Raw genomic sequence first — 12,264 nt, forward strand, 5'->3', positions numbered from 1 at the left:
CCTCGCTAAAAGCCGACCACGCGCCCCCTTCGCGGATTGAGTCGTCCGTCGGCGATTGCGTCGGCCCGGCCTTCAAAAGCGAGAATGGCGCTGACGGCCGCGTCGATCTTCTTTTTGGAACGGGGGGAATCTTTGGTGATCAAGAGGCCCTGTGGCACTTCGCGTGTAACGGCGTTCAGCATGTGCCGGGTCAGATCCGGATTTCCGTCGTGCTTTACATCGCCGACTGCGACAGCGGAGTGAAGGCGCTCAGTGGCCTCACACATGCGCATGGGCTTATTGGTCCAGTACTCGAATACATGGTCATCGCCATAGGTGATGGACCATCGCCCGATGGCCTCTTGGAAGTAAGGCGGATCGCAGAACATCCATTCAACGCGATAGGTTTCGAATGCCTTCTTCACCGCTGCTTCGACGGCGAGGACATCCACTTCCCAATCAGGTTGCCGAGGATCGCGGGGGTTTTCCCACAGGCCAATCAGGAAAAGTTTCCCGTCTCGAAGTCGGCAACCCACGATTGATGTGGCATCGCCGCGGAGACTCCCATCGAATCCGATGGATATCTGGTCGCCAGGCTGAATGGGGTCATTCTTATCTAGGCAGGCATCCCATTCAGATTTGATCAGCCAGCCGTCCGCGTTTTCCTGGATGTTGTTCAAATAGAAGCGGTAGGCGATGGCCGCAGAGGTGCGGGGGTCCATTACCGCATCGATGATTCCGTCTACGTCAACCCAATGGGAATCCCCGTAGGCGTCGGTGACGCCGGCCCGGACGGCTTCCTCGTCCTTGAGGTCAATATCCCTGACCGCCTCGCGGCAGTCGTACAGAATCCTCTTGGCTCCGAACTCCATTGCGGCCTCGTAGGTCCGCTGGGCAATGGAGCCTTCGTTGGGATTGAAAGCGTTGGTGGTCTCGATCAGGCGTGATCCCGCGCCGGCCGTCTTCTGGACGTTTCGGTCCAGGGTTTCCCATACGTAGACACCCTGATTGCTCTCAATCCAGTGGTGTACCTCGTCGCAAACTACAAATCGGCATGCGTCGGCCCCGGCAGAAACCTTCCTGCCGGGGCCGGGCAAAGGTGGGCCTCGCCCCCTCAAGTCCGCGTGAGGAAGACGTCACGGGCTCGATGCGACCAGGCCGGCCGTCCTTGAACTGGATGAGGCCCTTGCCGATGTCGAGGTTGTATTCCGTCTCGGCCGGGCTCTCGGCGAGCATTCCGCGGATCATGTCGCGGGTGTTGGCGGTCTGGTCGAGTGAAGTCGCGGCGATTTGGACGAGGGGCAACGGGACGCGCTTCCCGACCGGCATCCCGTGCTCATCAAAATGGCTGAAGCGAGCGGGCCCGATGAACTCCACGATGGCCAGGGCGGCGAGTAGGGGCGTTTTCCCCCATCCCTTTGCACGGCGCAGTGCAGCGGTCCGGTACAGCCAGCGGCCATTGTCATCAATTGCGTACATCCAGAGCACAAAGCGAAGCTGCTCGGGGCTGAACTTCCAAGGCTGCCCGGCGTGTTCACCGTCGGGCTGCACGATGTACTGCTGGGCCCAGCGGATGATGCCGTAGCCAAGGCTCCGGCTGGGGTGCGGGACGCCTGAGGGCATGTTCCCGGTGAGGGGCATCCCGCCACCCCCTTTCTCACTCGGAGAGCATCTTGAACAGCTCCTCATCCAGGTCTGTGGCGGCTTCCTGGGTGACTTGCGCGGCTTCCTGCTCTGCTTGCTGGTCGAAGTTCATGCGAAGTCGGGCTCGGTCCTCGGTGGTGGCGCCCCATCGTCCGACTCGTTGCCGGATCTCGCCGGCCAGTCGCACGTTGCCCTGATAGAAGGCGTCCACGAGCCGGGTGGTCAGCTCCAGTTCGGCCCAGTCGGTCTCAAGCCAGTGTTCGGTCTGGGGGCTGCTGCCCAGGTCTTCCAGAAGCGTTTGGCCCCGCCGGTTTCGACGCCGAGGGACTTCGGCAGGGCTCGACCCTCGCCAGAGCTGAGGGATAGACCGTGCTCGCCCAGGGCGTGATCGGTGTTGCGGCGTCGGGCGTTGGGGTTGGGGGCCGGCCCGCGTCGAGATGGCATCAGGGCACACTCCGAAGGCTGTGGGGGTCGACCCCGTACAGCTCGCCCAGTTCCGACAGCTCGAAGAGGGCGTCCTGTACCCACTGGCGCTTCTCCGCGGCCTTCGAAGGCCGGCGGGCGGCCTTGTTCGGCGGGAAGGGGCACTGGCAGTCAACGCACAGGCCATCGCACAAGGGCACTGGAAGCCTCCGTGGGGAGTGAATGAATGATTGGGTTGGGGGCCTACCGGTCCTCGTAGTAGGTCTTGTGTCTGTGGCAGTCCCTGCACAGGACCCACAGGTTCGACAAGTCCCAGGTGCCACCCCTGGCGATCGGGATCAAGTGGTCAACTTCCAATTCGGTCCGCGAGCCGCAGCGTTGGCACGTGAAGCGGTCTCGGGCCAGAACCAGGGACCTGCGCTTGTGGAAGTCGCCAGGCCGCTTGAGGTTCCGCGCCGAGGTCTTCCAGGTCCTCTTGGGAGGGGCGTGGCTCTCGCAGCGCCCTGAACGAATGGTCACGGAGGTGCAGCCCACCGACATGCATATCGACTTGGCTCGGGGCATCGTGGCCTCCCTCCGTGAGTGGTGAGTCGACGGGATTTGAACCCGCTCTTCCGCCCTTGCGGGGCGGAGTGCACGCCGGACACTGCGACTCCAGCGCGGAGCGACCGCGCCTTCACTCGCTGCGGGGATCAACCGCAGCGAACCGAATGAAGGCCCCGGCTGGTTTCTTGTCTGGCAGCCGGGGCCGTGATCTTCCTGGATCTCTACCAAGAGAAAGATTCATCTGGGAGATCAACAGGAAGAAAGTTCTCAACAGTTAATTCATTCAGGATCTCCAAGGAGGACTCTGTTCGACCTCGTTTCACTCGGTCTCACTATGTATGTAGGTGTTACTCAGGCCGATACGGCCGACAGGAAGGCAAAGTGAGATCCATGTCACGCTCGTTTGCGCCGAGGTTGACTCTGGGCTCAAAAGTTGATGTGCGACGCGTAATCTTGGTACGGTCTCAGCGTCCCTGCGATGACCCCTTCCGATGAAGGCGTGTCGAAGCCCGTGCTCGAAAGGTCGCTGTCCGTGACCAAGCTGCCCTCTGACGCCGAACTCGCGAAGATGTTCCACCTCGGCGTGTCCGACGCTCTCCTCGCCGAGCAGTACGGAGTAACCGTCCAGGCCGTCAACAAGCGATTCGTGAACATGGGGCTGAGGAAGAAGCCGACCGCTGTCCGCGTCAATGAGCTGGTGAAGTCCATCTGGGATGTGAAGACATCCCGGAGTGGCCCCAGCCATCACAACGCCTACGTGCTGAAGAACCTCAAGGTCTACATGCGCGTTCAGCTCGGCGACACGGTAAGCCAGACCCAGCAGCGCGAGGCCGACTGGCTGATCGGCCGTCTGCTCCGTGACAACACCGTCATCGACTACGCCCCGGAGACGGAAGACGGCTGGCTGTACGTTCCCCGAGAGCCCTCAGACGGGCGCAGGATCATCCGCTGGCCGGCAGGCAAGGAACTGCCTGGAGGCGAGCTTCAGAAGGCCATGGAGTTCCCCCCGGACGAGTCGGCAGAGTAGCCAGGCGGGCTGAGCGAGCCTCCCGCCCTGCTTGCCCCGCCGGTAACGAGAGAAGGCCGCCGCAATGAGCGGCGGCCTTCCTCTGTAGGGGTCTGCGGTATGCGCCAGTCCTTATGCGGCGGGCGGCATGACCGTGTGCTGCTTGTCGGCGGGGACGGAGACGATGAAGCGCATGCTCGGGTCGCGCAACGGTGCAAAGCCGAGCCAGACGACCTCGAACTCCCGGTCGTGGTGGTGCGGCAGGTAGAGGCGCCGGTGAGAGCCGTCGGGGTGCTTGTACGACGTCACATCGTTGTCGTAGATACGGCGAGCGTCTTCGTCGCGCTCCCGGATCTCCTTGACGACCTCGATGAGCCGCTGATGGCCCTTGTTCTGGGTCGCGGCCATGCGGAGCTGGGCCGCCATGGGCTTCGCCCAGGCGTTCTCCCAATCGATGAGCTGCATGCGGGCCTCTGGGTAGGTGAGTACCCAGAGCATGATGTTGAGCCCGTATGCCATCCATGGGAACTGTCGAAGCGCCTCGTTGTTGTAGATGCGCAGGTCCCAGGCGAGGTCTGAGATGTAGGCCGGCATCTCGTGCTGCCGCACGTAGTCCGCCAGGTAGGGGTCGATGCTGCTGGTGTCGGGGCGGGGCCTCGGTTCGGGCTCGCGGTGGACCGCGTAGACGTAGAGGGCGTGCCGCTCGTCGTCGTCCAGGAGCAGAACGCGCGATACGCGGTCGAGGAAGTCGTCGCTGTAAGCCTCGTCTTTGCCCGTCTCCAGCTTGTTGTACCAGCGGACGCTAACGCCGACGAGATCAGCCACCTCTTCCTGGGTCAGGCCGTTCCTGCGGCGGCGGCCGTATCGAACGGACAGTCCCGGCACCTCGTCGCGGTTTAGGCGCTGACGCCAGGAACGCAGCAGGCGGGAGAGTTCATTGGACTGGTGCATGGGGCAACTCGTTCTTGTAGCGATGATTACAGGCTTCTTGCCTGGTTTTTACCTTAAATCAAGATGCCCTGGGCAACTGGATCGTTCCTGGCGATCTTGTGTGCTATGCCACATTCAGTAGTGATCTCGGCCGTAGCTCGCATAGGGCTACTTGCGGTACTAGGAACCCATCGGTTCAGGAACTGGTCAGTTCCGACCTAAGAGATCGCAAAAGGTTCATAGTTGGGCGTGGCGGGGGAACCGCTCACCGAACTCCCTCGCTGCACACGTGCTCTCGGGCCGACCGCCCCGGAGAGCTGCAAGAGAATGGGGAATACAAGTGAGTCGATCCGTCTTCATCACCGGAGGGAACCGAGGGATTGGTCTGGCGATAGCGCGAGCTTTCCAGGCATCGGGCGACAAGGTCGCCGTCACCTACCGCTCCGGCGAGGCGCCCGAGGGCCTTTTCGCTGTGCGTTGCGACGTGACCGACCCTGACCAGGTGAACGCGGCCTTTGAAGCGGTCGAGGCCGAGCAGGGAGCCGTCGAGGTCCTGGTGGCCAACGCGGGTATGACCCGCGACCAGCTCCTTATGCGCATGTCGGAGGCGGACTTCATGACAGTCCTCGATGCCAACCTGCTGGGCGCCTTCCGTGTCGCGAAGCGCGCGAGCCGGGGGATGCTGCGCCGCCGCGCCGGCCGGATCATCGCCATCTCCTCCGCCGTCGCTCTGCGGGGCGAGGCTGGCCAGAGCAACTACGCGGCGTCCAAGGCCGGGCTCGTCGGATTCACGCGCTCGCTGGCCCGCGAACTGGGTTCGCGGAACATTACGTGCAACGTCGTGGCGCCCGGACTGACCAACACCGCGATGGCTGCGGCCCTGCCTGCGGAGCGTCAGGCCGCCATGGTTGAGCAGATCCCACTTCGCAGGCTCGGTCAGCCGGAGGAGATCGCCGCGGCGGTCCACTTCCTGGCATCTGACGCTGCCGCCTACATCACGGGTGCCGTGGTGCCGGTCGACGGCGGCGCCGCCATGGGCCACTGAGAGCCAGCGCCCGGCGCCTGGGTGCGCCGGGCGCGGCGCCGGACTTGTTGATGTGAGACCGCCTCGGGGAGGCGCTGCAAGCTGTGCCCCCGAGTCATGCGAGAAGGAGAACCCCCGCGTGGCTTTGTCCTGCGCCCTGGCCTCTGCCAAGCCGCACCTGGTCCAGAGTCTCGTGATGGCGATTGAACGTGCGCCGATCACGCATGCGCCCAGTCACCTGCTCGTCAGTGTCGGCGCCATGGTGTGCAAGATCGCCGCAATGGGGATCACGTACTACCACCTCGTCGTGAGTGATCAAGCCACAGACGACTGTGAGAAGGACGTCGACGCCACCTTCCAGGAGGAAGGCATCAAGTACTGGCGGGACGCCGCAATCGAGATCGTCCACATGCCCCACCCCAACATGTTTTTCCCCAGCAGTACCAAGTCCACCCTGTACGTCATCCACGCGGAGGTTGCCCGTTGAGCATCGAGACCCAGCCACGCTCGGTGTCCCAGACCGAGCAGTACGAGAAGTGCGCCCACCGCTTTTACCTCCAGCGCGTCGAGAAGGTGACGCCGAGGCCGGCAGCGTGGAGTCATCACGGGACCGCCTTCCACAGTGCCGCCGAAGCCTTCGAGCTGTCCGGCCGGGCCATGGGTGTAGACGAGGCGGTGACCCTCTTCTCCGAGCGATACAGCGCCCTGGTGAACAAGAGCCTCGACAAGGAGCCGAACACCGACCTCTGGCTCTCTGCCAACGGCAGCGGCGGAGAGGATATCGAGAGGCGGTACGTGCTCGGACAGCAGCAGACGGGCCGGTATGTGGAATGGGCGGCCGACAACCCCACTGAGACCTACCGCACCCCCGAAGGCGCGCCCGCTGTGGAGCTGTACTTCATGGTGGAGCTGGGCGGCGTCCGAGTCCGGGGCTTCATCGACCAGCTTGTGCAGGACGCAGACGGCACGGTGCGCCCGAGGGACTGGAAGACCGGCTCCATGAAGAGCAAGTTCCAGCTTGAGACCTACGGGGTCGCCGTACGCAAGGTCTACGGCGTGGACGTCAACAAGGCGGACTGGTACCTCGCGAAGACCGGCCGCCTGTCGAGGCCCGTGGCGCTGGACAAGGTCACGGAGGCGGCCGTTGGTGAGCGATACGCCGCCATGGACGCTGGCGTGAAGCGGGGCGATTTTCCCGCCAACCCCAGCTTCTCCTGCCGCTTTTGTGACGTAGCGCACGCCTGTTCATTTAAGAAATAAGTTGATGCGCGAGGCGAATTTGCCTAGTGTTAAAGACAGAAGGAAAGAGGGGTTCGGGTGTATTCACTGAGTCAGTCCGTACGCATGAAGGGTGCAGCCGGTGAGCCGATCAGGTCTCCTTTCAAGGGGCTGACCGAACTCGGGGCGGACTTCCGCAGGGGAGAGCTGTCTGTTGTCGCTGCCGCTGGCGGAACGGGAAAATCTGTGGCCGCCCTCAATCTGGCCGTCCGAAGCAACGTGCCGACCCTCTACTTCTCGGCGGACTCGACGGCCGCAACGCAGCTCTCCAGGGCTACGGCCATCCTTACGGGCGATGACGCCAAGGGCATCAAGGCCAAACTGCACGCTGATGACTTCGAGGACTACAACGACGTGCTGGCAGAGCGCTGGTGGCAGCGATTCAACTACTCCGCAAGGCCCACGCCGGCCGAGATAGAGCTGCACCTTGAGGCGTACTGGGAGGTCTTCAACGTCTACCCGCACCTCGTCGTCGTGGATAACATCACCAATATTGATGCTGGCGGCACCTCCAACGCCGACGAGTTCACCTTCTCTTTGGAAGGGCTCTGCGACTACCTCAACGAACTCGCCCGCGAAACGCACGCACACGTCATGGCCATGCACCACGTCATCGGCGACTACGCGGATGGGCTCAAGCCGATCCCGCAGTCTGGCCTCAAGGGCAAGATCAGCAGAGTGCCGGCCCTCATCCTGACCATTCACAAGGAGATCGACGGCATGGACGGCCGCACCTTGCACATCAGCCCCGTCAAGAACCGCGAAGGCTTCGAAGACAGCAGTGGCGAGACCTACGCCTCCTTCAGCTTCAACACGAGCAACATGCGGCTGGAGGACGTCGCCGTCGGTGCAGCCTTCTGAAGCGGTACCACAAAGTTGATGTGCGATGGGCGTGCATCGGGTTCTACGTGAAAGGGAAGCAGTGATCACCACCAGCAGCCACCAGCATGGCCGACGCCCCAAGGGCTTCAGCATCTCCATGGACCTGTCCGGCAACCTCGCCGAGCGCTTCCCCCTTGACGCAGACGAACGCGCCAAGCTCACCGAACCGGTGGCCCTGCTGGTCGAACTCGGCGACACGGTCACCATCGGCAGCGTCCGCCAGCTCGCCCATGAACTCCGCGGCCGAGGCCAGTTGCAGACCGTCGTCACCCGACGCGGGCGAGGCGGGCGCCAGCTCGTCAAGGTCATGGCCGCCGACACGCTGTGCGCCTACGCGGCGGATTGTGACCAGACCGGACGGCTCATGCGCCTTGAGCGCACTCTCCGGAAGGCCGCGTGACGGGCCCCCGCAAGGGCTTCCGGCGCTGCGCGCGCTGCGAAAAGAACCGGGCCGAGAGGTACTTCACGCCGCGCGGCAGAGTCTGCGGGACGTGCAAGAGGGCCGCCCGGAGCACCGCCAATCATGAGGCCCGTGTTCGCTCCACGTACGGCCTGGGGCCCGGAGAGTACGACCTCCTGTTCCGCCTTCAGGGTGGCTGCTGCGCCATCTGCGGCGGAACCCGGCGACAGCGACTCTCCGTCGACCACTGCCACAAAACCCAACTCGTTCGAGGGCTGCTGTGCCGCATGTGTAACGGCCGACTCCTGACAGCAGCCAGAGACCGGCCAGCCGTGCTTCGTGCGGCGGCTCAGTACCTCGATGACCCGCCCGCACTACGCCTCATAGGGCGGCGCTTCTACCAAGGCAAGGACAAGTGACATCGAAGAGCTATGGCAAGCCCATCGCCACGTACCGCGAGTGGCGCGGCAACAAAGCCTTCATGGAGGCGGCCTATCGCAAGTACGAATTCCCAGTACATACCCAAAAAGTTGAATCGCGAGGCAAAGGTGAGCATGCAGAAGGCTGCTAGGCCACCCATCGCCACGGTCCTTGCCCACTACTTCCCGGAGTGGCAGCCCCCGCAGCGCCCGACGCGCGTCGCCGCCTGGAGCAGATGCCTATGCCCCTTCCACGCCGAGCGGACGCCCTCCGCAAGCATCAACTACTCCAAGAACAAGGTCCATTGCTTCGCCTGTGACCTCTCCTTGGACTCGATCGACATCATCATGCGACAGGAGAAGGCGGGGTTTGTCGAAGCTGCACGACTCGCAGAAAGCCGATTTGGTCACGGCGGCCAAGCGCTACGCGACGAACTATCAGGGCAGTCCGGCGGAACGGTACATGGCGCACCGCGGCCTCGGCAGCGTAGCGAAGCTCCGCCTCGGCTACGTTTCGGAGCCAGCCGTAGGGCATGAACTTCACCGTGGTCGCCTGGCCATCCCGTACTGGCGCCCCGCCGGGGGCATCCACGCCGTGGCCACAATCCGCTTCCGCTGCATCGCTGATTCGTGCGTGAGGGCACCGGACGGTTCATATCTGCCGCCACATCGGGAGAAGCACGAGGGCCACGGCAAGTACATGGGGCTGCCCGGCCATCCGCCTCGCCTCTTCAACACGGCGGCCCTACTCACCAGCAAGCCATACATCGCCTTGAACGAGGGGGAGTTGGACGGCGCTGCGGTCGAAGGCGCCGACGTGCCCGCCGTGGGCACCCCGGGTGTGTCGAGCTGGCGGGAGCACTTTGACCCGGCGTTCGCGGGCTTCGAAATCGTCTTCGTTCTTGGTGACGGAGACGACGCCGGCCGCCGCTTCTCCGCCAAGGTCTGCGAGCGCTTGCCCAACGCCAAGGCCGTTGACCTGGGCGACGGCTACGACGCAGCCAGGTTCATTCACGAGTTCGGTCCCGCGGAGTTCCGAGAAAGGCTGGGCCTCTGATGGCGCGTTTCAACGTCGGTGACGAAGTGATCGTTGTCGCCGTATCTGGACAGGTGGCGAGCTGGCTCTACGAGGACAAACGCGGGGTCGTTCAAGCCGTCCACGAGGGCCAGCCGTACCCGAACGACGTGCAGCTTCGCAACGGCGCCGCGCTCTGCTTCACAGACGACGAGCTGATGCCTGCCGTGGAGTCCAATCCCGGCCGGCGCCTCCTCAACGAGACAAAGGGCCTGACCCTCGGCGTCGACACCTACAAGGCACAGGAAGTCATGAAGGCCGCATTCACCCCGTCAATTCCGGCGAACTCAACGGAGTCCGCCGTCGAGCACCCACTCCACTACACCAGTCACCCAAGCGGAATCGAGTGCATCGAGATCACCAAGCACCTCAACTTCCCCATCGGAAACGCGATCAAGTACCTGTGGCGAGCTGACTTGAAGGGCCGCGCGATCGAGGACTTGGAGAAGGCCAAGACCTACATCGACATCGAGATCAAGCGCCGAGAGGAGGCTGCATGAGCGTCAAGGAAATAGCCATCATCTCGGATGTGCAGTACCCGCTTCACGACGCGCGAGCGGTGCGGAACCTTTGGGGCTACATCGGAGAGCGGCAGCCCGCCGAGGTGCTGATCATCGGCGACTTCATGAACTACGCGGCCCCAAGCCGCTGGTCCAAGGGCACCCGAGCCGAGTTCGAGAACGATGTCTTCCGGGAGTCTGAAGGTGGCAAGGCCCTCCTGGCTGAGCTGCGCGAGGGATACAGCGGACCGATCAAGTTCGTCATCGGAAACCACGACTCCCGCCCCCGTGACTACCTGCTCAAGTACGCGCCGGCCCTCGCCGCCAGCCGAGCCTTCGACATTGATGTGCTCCTGGGCTTTGACGGGCTGGACATTGAGGTCTTGCCACCGTTCGCCGAAGTCGCGCCTGGGTGGGTCGCCATGCACGGCCACGAGCTACGGGGGCTGAACCAGATCCCGGGCAGGACAGCGGCGTCGAAGGTGAAGAAGCTGGACCGGTCCGTCGTCATGGGACACACCCATAAGAACGCGGTCTCGCCCGAGACGGTGGGCGTTGGGCGGCACCGCCGCACGCTCTTCGGCTTCGAGGTCGGACACCTGATGGACGAGTCCAAGGCCGAGTACCTGTCCCAAGGCGTGGCGAACTGGCAGAAGGGCTGGGGACGGCTGCTTGTCGGCAAGTACTCCGCGGTGCCTGTACCCGTGTACGTCGAGCGCGATGGCTCGTTCGTGGCGGACGGCGTCCGATACGGGGCCATCCAGCGCAACGACCGAGGCCGATTCGTCAGCCCGTCCAAGGGAGCGAAGGTTGCCTGAACCGGTTGTCCTTGACTGGGCCTACCTCTCGGCACTGGCGGAGCGGGTGGCGTACAGCATCGCGCAGAAGTGGAGCATCGTTGAACAGGACGACGTGAAGCAGGAGATCCTGCTTCACGCCTACGAGCACCGGCCGACCATTGAGGCCCATTACGCCAACGAAGACTTCCTCTGGAAGATCTTCCAGAAGGCCGGCACCCAGTACGCCAGCAAGGAGCGCAACTACCGCGACCTTCTGGACGACGCGTACTACTACACCCCCGACGAGGCCAAGGCTGCTCTGAGGACCTTCCTCTACACCGACGACGAGCTGAGTCAGATGGTCGGCAAGAAGGACGACCTTCTACAGGCCCGCGTCACCGACAACGTCGTCTCGGCACGCATCGACGCTGCGGCCTCCATGAAGAAGCTGCCTGAGCGGTATCAGCAGCTCCTCATGCGACGCCATGTCTACGGCCTCCCCGTCCCCGACCAGGCTGACCGCCAAGCTCTCACACGAGCCGCAGTCGCCCTCGCCCAGCAGATGAACCGCACCCTGCGCACCCGAAGGAACGCCGCGTGATCGAAACGACAAAAACGTACAGGCGAGACCTCGCCGCCGGGGCATTCGTCCGGCTGGAGGTCACCTACGACGACACGGCCGACACTCCCACCTACATCGGCTACCGAGACGCCGACGGCGACCTCACCGAACTCAACCTCCACCCGCTCGACCTCACCAGTCTGCTGGGCATGCTCACCCACGCCCCAGCCGCGAAGGGAACCCGCCGTGACGTATGACGACCCGTTCGCCGACAAGTCCCCCTGGGACGAACCCACCCCCACGGAAACCGACAACCCCAAGGAGAAGCCCATGAACGCTCCCGTCCCCACCACGTCCGCACCCTTCAAGATCGGCCTCACGGTGAAGGCAGGCCCGGATTACGGCGCTGAGTGGCTGACCCCGGCTGTCTACGGCCACACCGCTATCGAGACCGCAACCCGCGGCGTCGAGCTGCTGACCGCCATGAAGGAGAAGGGGCTGATCGAGTACAACGCCAAGTTCGCCCAGTACACCCGAGAGCAGTACAAGGGCGGGGCCGGCGCCGCACCCAAGCGGTTCGAGAACGGCAAGGTCGTCGCCTCCAACACGAACAGCAGCGACTACACCTGTGACCACGGTCAGCGGAACTTCAAGGACGGCGGGAGCTGGGCCGCCTACTTCTGTGGCGGCCGGGGCCTCGATAAGTCCGAGCAGTGCCCGCCCCTCTGGCGGCAGAAGGACGGCTCCTTCCGGGCGAAGTAATGAATCAACTCTGCCCAGAAAGTTGATGTGCGATGGGGGTCGGTCGGCAGGCCGG

Annotated in this window: 19 protein-coding genes, 1 tRNA gene and 1 pseudogene; 15 read left to right on the plus strand and 6 right to left on the minus strand. The window is 63.7% G+C overall.

Translation table 11 applies throughout. The features are described 5' to 3' along the window. Positions 1 to 5 precede the first annotated feature (5 nt). The 5 genes from ACIBK6_RS02845 to ACIBK6_RS02865 all read right to left on the minus strand — a co-directional run bounded on the left by ACIBK6_RS02845 (position 6) and on the right by ACIBK6_RS02865 (position 2,701). Positions 6 to 1,076, minus strand: a complete 1,071-nt coding sequence (locus ACIBK6_RS02845) for a terminase TerL endonuclease subunit (protein WP_399048164.1) — start codon at positions 1,074 to 1,076, stop codon at positions 6 to 8. Beyond that, positions 994 to 1,620 (minus strand): hypothetical protein, encoded by a 627-nt coding sequence (locus tag ACIBK6_RS02850; RefSeq protein WP_399048166.1) that lies wholly within the window; start codon positions 1,618 to 1,620, stop codon positions 994 to 996. The genes ACIBK6_RS02845 and ACIBK6_RS02850 overlap by 83 nt, the downstream gene beginning before the upstream one ends. 16 nt (positions 1,621 to 1,636) lie before the next feature. Next, a complete protein-coding gene (locus ACIBK6_RS02855; protein ID WP_399048168.1) occupies positions 1,637 to 1,834 on the minus strand; it encodes a hypothetical protein in 198 nt (65 codons plus the stop codon). A 455-nt stretch (positions 1,835 to 2,289) separates the two neighbouring features. Beyond that, on the minus strand, positions 2,290 to 2,610 hold the full coding sequence (locus tag ACIBK6_RS02860; RefSeq protein ID WP_399048170.1) for an HNH endonuclease: 321 nt from the start codon (positions 2,608 to 2,610) through the stop codon (positions 2,290 to 2,292). A 19-nt stretch (positions 2,611 to 2,629) separates the two neighbouring features. Beyond that, positions 2,630 to 2,701: transfer RNA gene (locus ACIBK6_RS02865), tRNA-Cys, on the minus strand. Positions 2,702 to 3,070: 369 nt separating this feature from the next. Between ACIBK6_RS02865 and ACIBK6_RS02870 the strand changes: the two genes are divergently transcribed. Then, positions 3,071 to 3,619, plus strand: a complete 549-nt coding sequence (locus ACIBK6_RS02870; RefSeq protein WP_399048172.1) for a hypothetical protein — start codon at positions 3,071 to 3,073, stop codon at positions 3,617 to 3,619. Between the two features lie 111 nt (positions 3,620 to 3,730). On the opposite strand, the gene ACIBK6_RS02875 is transcribed toward ACIBK6_RS02870, so the two are convergent. Then, entirely contained in the window at positions 3,731 to 4,549 is an 819-nt protein-coding gene (locus tag ACIBK6_RS02875; protein ID WP_399048174.1) for a helix-turn-helix domain-containing protein, read from the minus strand. Between the two features lie 319 nt (positions 4,550 to 4,868). Between ACIBK6_RS02875 and fabG the strand changes: the two genes are divergently transcribed. The 14 genes and pseudogenes from fabG to ACIBK6_RS02945 all read left to right on the plus strand — a co-directional run bounded on the left by fabG (position 4,869) and on the right by ACIBK6_RS02945 (position 12,209). Then, positions 4,869 to 5,573, plus strand: coding sequence for a 3-oxoacyl-ACP reductase FabG (gene fabG, locus ACIBK6_RS02880; RefSeq protein ID WP_399048176.1), 705 nt, complete (start codon positions 4,869 to 4,871; stop codon positions 5,571 to 5,573). 118 nt (positions 5,574 to 5,691) lie between these two features. Beyond that, entirely contained in the window at positions 5,692 to 6,039 is a 348-nt protein-coding gene (locus ACIBK6_RS02885) for a hypothetical protein (protein WP_399048178.1), read from the plus strand. Beyond that, positions 6,036 to 6,812 carry a RecB family exonuclease gene (locus ACIBK6_RS02890; RefSeq protein ID WP_399048180.1) on the plus strand — a complete coding sequence of 259 codons (777 nt, stop codon included), beginning with the start codon at positions 6,036 to 6,038 and terminating at the stop codon, positions 6,810 to 6,812. Before ACIBK6_RS02885 ends, ACIBK6_RS02890 begins: the two co-directional genes overlap by 4 nt. 84 nt (positions 6,813 to 6,896) lie before the next feature. Continuing rightward, the gene (locus tag ACIBK6_RS02895; RefSeq protein WP_399048182.1) at positions 6,897 to 7,691 is read left to right on the plus strand and encodes an AAA family ATPase; all 795 of its coding nucleotides are present in this window, start codon (positions 6,897 to 6,899) and stop codon (positions 7,689 to 7,691) included. A 61-nt stretch (positions 7,692 to 7,752) separates the two neighbouring features. Then, on the plus strand, positions 7,753 to 8,112 hold the full coding sequence (locus tag ACIBK6_RS02900) for a hypothetical protein (RefSeq protein WP_399048183.1): 360 nt from the start codon (positions 7,753 to 7,755) through the stop codon (positions 8,110 to 8,112). Then, a complete protein-coding gene (locus ACIBK6_RS02905; protein ID WP_399048186.1) occupies positions 8,109 to 8,531 on the plus strand; it encodes an endonuclease domain-containing protein in 423 nt (140 codons plus the stop codon). The genes ACIBK6_RS02900 and ACIBK6_RS02905 overlap by 4 nt, the downstream gene beginning before the upstream one ends. After that, a complete protein-coding gene (locus ACIBK6_RS02910) occupies positions 8,528 to 8,683 on the plus strand; it encodes a hypothetical protein (RefSeq protein WP_399048188.1) in 156 nt (51 codons plus the stop codon). Before ACIBK6_RS02905 ends, ACIBK6_RS02910 begins: the two co-directional genes overlap by 4 nt. Next, positions 8,667 to 8,876 (plus strand): annotated as a pseudogene (locus ACIBK6_RS02915) (CHC2 zinc finger domain-containing protein); the annotation flags it as partial. The gene ACIBK6_RS02910 and the pseudogene ACIBK6_RS02915, both read left to right, overlap by 17 nt. Before the next feature lie 25 nt (positions 8,877 to 8,901). After that, positions 8,902 to 9,588: a topoisomerase gene (locus ACIBK6_RS02920; RefSeq protein WP_399048189.1), complete on the plus strand. Its 687-nt coding sequence runs from the start codon at positions 8,902 to 8,904 to the stop codon at positions 9,586 to 9,588. Beyond that, on the plus strand, positions 9,588 to 10,106 hold the full coding sequence (locus ACIBK6_RS02925) for a DUF3310 domain-containing protein (protein ID WP_399048191.1): 519 nt from the start codon (positions 9,588 to 9,590) through the stop codon (positions 10,104 to 10,106). Before ACIBK6_RS02920 ends, ACIBK6_RS02925 begins: the two co-directional genes overlap by 1 nt. Further along, the gene (locus ACIBK6_RS02930) at positions 10,103 to 10,924 is read left to right on the plus strand and encodes a metallophosphoesterase (protein ID WP_399048194.1); all 822 of its coding nucleotides are present in this window, start codon (positions 10,103 to 10,105) and stop codon (positions 10,922 to 10,924) included. The genes ACIBK6_RS02925 and ACIBK6_RS02930 overlap by 4 nt, the downstream gene beginning before the upstream one ends. After that, entirely contained in the window at positions 10,917 to 11,486 is a 570-nt protein-coding gene (locus ACIBK6_RS02935; protein WP_399048195.1) for a hypothetical protein, read from the plus strand. The genes ACIBK6_RS02930 and ACIBK6_RS02935 overlap by 8 nt, the downstream gene beginning before the upstream one ends. After that, a complete protein-coding gene (locus ACIBK6_RS02940; protein ID WP_399048197.1) occupies positions 11,483 to 11,704 on the plus strand; it encodes a hypothetical protein in 222 nt (73 codons plus the stop codon). Before ACIBK6_RS02935 ends, ACIBK6_RS02940 begins: the two co-directional genes overlap by 4 nt. After that, the gene (locus ACIBK6_RS02945; RefSeq protein ID WP_399048198.1) at positions 11,694 to 12,209 is read left to right on the plus strand and encodes a hypothetical protein; all 516 of its coding nucleotides are present in this window, start codon (positions 11,694 to 11,696) and stop codon (positions 12,207 to 12,209) included. Before ACIBK6_RS02940 ends, ACIBK6_RS02945 begins: the two co-directional genes overlap by 11 nt. Positions 12,210 to 12,264 lie beyond the last annotated feature (55 nt).

Source organism: Streptomyces sp. NPDC050485, from assembly GCF_044458185.1.
Classification (GTDB): Bacteria; Actinomycetota; Actinomycetes; order Streptomycetales; family Streptomycetaceae; genus Streptomyces.

Bases quoted from the DNA above. Each gene is read 5' to 3' on its own strand.
- ACIBK6_RS02850 (WP_399048166.1), bottom strand. From the start codon at position 1,620: ATGCCCCTCACCGGGAACATGCCCTCAGGCGTCCCGCACCCCAGCCGG.
- ACIBK6_RS02860 (WP_399048170.1), bottom strand. From the start codon at position 2,610: ATGCCCCGAGCCAAGTCGATATGCATGTCGGTGGGCTGCACCTCCGTG.
- ACIBK6_RS02870 (WP_399048172.1), top strand. From the start codon at position 3,071: ATGACCCCTTCCGATGAAGGCGTGTCGAAGCCCGTGCTCGAAAGGTCG.
- ACIBK6_RS02875 (WP_399048174.1), bottom strand. From the start codon at position 4,549: ATGCACCAGTCCAATGAACTCTCCCGCCTGCTGCGTTCCTGGCGTCAG.
- ACIBK6_RS02895 (WP_399048182.1), top strand. From the start codon at position 6,897: ATGAAGGGTGCAGCCGGTGAGCCGATCAGGTCTCCTTTCAAGGGGCTG.
- ACIBK6_RS02925 (WP_399048191.1), top strand. From the start codon at position 9,588: ATGGCGCGTTTCAACGTCGGTGACGAAGTGATCGTTGTCGCCGTATCT.
- ACIBK6_RS02930 (WP_399048194.1), top strand. From the start codon at position 10,103: ATGAGCGTCAAGGAAATAGCCATCATCTCGGATGTGCAGTACCCGCTT.